The organism is Pseudonocardia lacus (assembly GCF_018531445.1).
In the GTDB taxonomy this organism is placed as follows: domain Bacteria; phylum Actinomycetota; class Actinomycetes; order Mycobacteriales; family Pseudonocardiaceae; genus Pseudonocardia; species Pseudonocardia lacus.
In genome coordinates this window covers 1-3,281 of record NZ_JAHDTH010000388.1, presented here as the reverse complement: position 1 = coordinate 3,281, position 3,281 = coordinate 1, and the positions used below count along the sequence as shown (strand labels likewise).

Genomic DNA, 3,281 nt, shown 5'->3' with positions numbered 1-3,281 from the left:
AGCCGGATGCCCACCGGTCGCGGCCCGGCGGCCGCGACCTCGAGGCCCGCCGCCCCGGCGAGCGGGGCGACGGGCGGCGCGACGACGGCCCGGTCGAGGTGCGATCCGATGTCGCCCACGTGCACCTCCCGGCCCGTTTCGTCGCTCACCGGGGTCAACGATGCCGCATGCGTGACGATCCGCGGGATTCGCCCCCATCACGCCGGACTAGTCCACCCGAGTGATACAGCTAGGCCGAATGGGCCGGGGTGGGTCGGCGGTCAGTCGAGTCGATGCAGGTCAGCGGCCGTACCGATGATCACTTAGCGTCGCCCCCCGGCTCCGAAGCGGCAGCGACGGCCGCCGACACGGCGAGCGCGACACGCGGGTCGAACGGGCTGGGCACGATCCGGTCGACGGCCAGGTCGTCGCGGGCGACGTCGAGGATCGCCTCCGCCGCGGCCAGCTTCATCGCCTCGGTGATGCGCCGGGCGCCGGCGTCGAGCGCACCGCGGAACACCCCCGGGAAGGCCAGCACGTTGTTGATCTGGTTGGGGAAGTCGCTGCGGCCGGTCGCCACGATCGCCGCGTGCCGGGCCGCCACGTCCGGGTGCACCTCCGGGTCGGGGTTGGACAGCGCGAAGACCATCCCGTCGGGGGCCATGGTCGCCAGCAGCTCCTCGGGCAGCCGGGCGCCGGACAGCCCGACGAACACGTCGGCGCCGCGCAGCGCGTCGGCCAGCGAACCGGTGACCCCGCGCGGGTTGGTGCGGTGGGCCAGCGCCGCCTTCTCCCCCGTGACGCCGTCGCGACCCGGGACGAGCACGCCGCGCGAGTCGAGCACGACGACGTCGGAGACGCCCGCCGCGAGCAGGATCCGCGCGCACGCGACCCCCGCCGCTCCCGCCCCCGACACCACGACCCGCAGCTCGCCCGGCTCGCGGCCCTGCACCTCGCAGGCCCCCCGCAGCGCGGCCAGCAGCACGATCGCGGTGCCGTGCTGGTCGTCGTGCATGACCGGGCAGTCGAGCGCCTCGACCAGCCTGCGCTCCAACTCGAAGCAGCGCGGGGCCGCGACGTCCTCCAGGTTGACCGCGCCGAAGCTGGGCCGCAGCCGCACCAGCGTCTCGACGATCTCGTCGACGTCGGTCGTGTCGAGCACGATCGGGATGGAGTCGAGCCCGCCGAACGCCTTGAACAGCGCCGACTTGCCCTCCATCACCGGCAGCGCGGCGCGCGGGCCGATGTCGCCCAGGCCGAGCACGGCGGTGCCGTCGCTGACCACGGCGACCAGCCGGCCGGCCCAGGTGTAGCGGTCGGCGAGCGCGGCGTCGGCGGCGATGGCCCGGCTGACGTCGGCGACGCCGGGGGTGTAGGCGATGGCCAGCTCACGCGCGTCGGAGAGCGGCGCGGTGAGCCCGGTGGCCAGCTTGCCACCGCGGTGGGCCTGGAAGATCTCGTCACGGCTGGCCGGGGCGGTCGTGATGCGGTCGGGGACGACAGTCATGTGAAGGGCTTTCTCATACGGTGCTGGTGGGTAGCGCCCCATGGCGCTGCTCGCCGTGCACCGCTGCCGGGTTTCGCCCTGGTCCGCGGTGCCGGACGGCCTCTCGCGGGGCGACGCCGCGGGTTCGCGCGGCACGCGCCGACGAGGTTCGGCTGTCGGGTGCGGACCCATCGTAGCCGCCGATCGCCCTTACCCGATCCGAACATTCCCCGCACGATCGCTGCACCCGGCTCCGGCACCGTCGTCGGTGCCCGGCGACCGACCGGGCACCGGGACCGGGAGGGACACCATGACCAGGGCTTTCCGCGCGATCGCGGTGGCGGTGGGGACGGCGGCGATGCTGGTGGCCGGCGGCGGTGTGGCGTTGGCCGACGACCCGCAGCCGACCCCGCCGCCGATCACGCTGACCCCCGAGCAGTCGGCGTGGGTGTGCCAGGAGCGCATCCCCCGGCTGCTCGACCGGATCGCGCGGGTGCAGGAGCGGATCGCCGCCGACGCGGACCGGCCCGGCTCGACGGCCGCGCTGCGGGAGCGGCTGCAGCAGGCCCGTGACGCCGGGCGCACCGAGCAGGCCGAGCGGCTGCAGCAGCGGCTGGACCGCCGTCCCGCGGCCGTCGAACGGCTGGCCGACGCGCAACGGCGGATCGAGGCGTTCCGGGCCGAGAAGTGCGGGTGAGACAGGCCGCGGCCGCGCTGGCGGTGGCGGCGGCGCTGCTCGGCGGCTGCCGGGCCGACCCGCCGGCCCCGGCGGCCGACCCGCTGGGCGACGTCGAGTCCGTGCTGGACGCTGTCGAGCGCGACCTGGGCACCGGCGGGGACGGCTGATCGGGCACGATCGCCTGGTCGGGTCGACGGCGGGGGGCGCGATGACCGGTCTGGTCCTGGTCGTGGAGGACGACCCGGCGATCGCCGACCTCGTCGGGCGCTACCTGCGCCGCGACGGGTTCGGCGTGCACGTCGAGCGGGACGGCCCCGGCGGGCTGGCCGCGGCCGGGCGGCTGGGGCCGGTCGCGGTCGTCCTGGACGTCGGGCTGCCCGGGCTCGACGGCGTCGAGGTGTGCCGGCGGCTGCGCGCGGCCGGCGACCACGTGCCCGTGCTGTTCGTGACCGCCCGCGACGACGAGGTCGACCGGGTGCTCGGCCTGGAGATGGGCGCCGACGACTACGTGACCAAGCCGTTCAGCCCGCGCGAGCTGGTGGCCAGGGTCCGCGCGGTGCTGCGGCGCAGCGGGCCCCGCCCCGCCGCCGACGCCGAGCTGGCGCTGGGCCCGGTGGTGCTGCGCCCCGGCAGCCGGCGGGTGTCGGTGGACGGGCGGGCGGTCGCGCTCACCGCGACCGAGTTCGACCTGCTGGCCCACCTGCTCGCCGCGCCCGACCGCGTCTTCACCCGCGAGCAGCTGCTCGGCGCGGTGTGGGGCTACGCGACCGGCGCCGGCACCCGCACGGTCGACGTGCACGTCGCGCAGCTGCGCGCCAAGCTCGGGCCGGGCGCGCCGATCCGCACCGTGCGCGGCGTCGGCTACGCCGCCGGCACGCCGTGACCGCGGCCGACGGGGCGACCACCCGGCTGCTGCGGGTGCCCCGCGGGCGCGGGTCGCTGACGTCCCGGATCACCGCCGGGTGCCTGCTGGTGGCGGCGCTGGCGGTGCTGGTGGCCGGGCTCGTGTCGACCCGGCTCATCGCCGCCACCACCCGAGAGGTCACCCAGGCAACCCTCGGGCGGCAGGCCGACGTGCTGGCCGCGCAGGCGGTCGACGGCCCCGGCGGCGCCGTCGGCATCCGCGGGGCGGCCGTC

At 76.7% G+C, this 3,281-nt stretch carries 5 protein-coding genes; 4 read left to right on the top strand and 1 reads right to left on the bottom strand.

Going from position 1 to position 3,281, the window contains the following annotated elements; genetic code table 11:
* Window positions 1-298: 298 nt before the first annotated feature.
* Window positions 299-1,486, bottom strand: a complete 1,188-nt coding sequence (locus KIK08_RS38230; protein ID WP_214408194.1) for an NAD(P)-dependent malic enzyme — start codon at window positions 1,484-1,486, stop codon at window positions 299-301.
* A 289-nt stretch (window positions 1,487-1,775) separates the two neighbouring features.
* On the opposite strand from KIK08_RS38230, the gene KIK08_RS38225 reads away from it, so the two are divergent.
* The 4 genes from KIK08_RS38225 to KIK08_RS38210 form a co-directional block, all read left to right on the top strand.
* Window positions 1,776-2,162 (top strand): hypothetical protein, encoded by a 387-nt coding sequence (locus tag KIK08_RS38225; RefSeq protein WP_214408193.1) that lies wholly within the window; start codon window positions 1,776-1,778, stop codon window positions 2,160-2,162.
* Complete coding sequence (locus KIK08_RS38220; protein ID WP_214408192.1) at window positions 2,159-2,311, top strand: hypothetical protein; 153 nt, start codon at window positions 2,159-2,161, stop codon at window positions 2,309-2,311. The genes KIK08_RS38225 and KIK08_RS38220 overlap by 4 nt, the downstream gene beginning before the upstream one ends.
* Before the next feature lie 41 nt (window positions 2,312-2,352).
* Window positions 2,353-3,027, top strand: a complete 675-nt coding sequence (locus tag KIK08_RS38215; RefSeq protein ID WP_214408191.1) for a response regulator transcription factor — start codon at window positions 2,353-2,355, stop codon at window positions 3,025-3,027.
* Window positions 3,024-3,281: hypothetical protein (locus KIK08_RS38210; RefSeq protein WP_408004793.1), on the top strand; the 258-nt coding region annotated here is incomplete at its 3' end. The genes KIK08_RS38215 and KIK08_RS38210, both read left to right, overlap by 4 nt.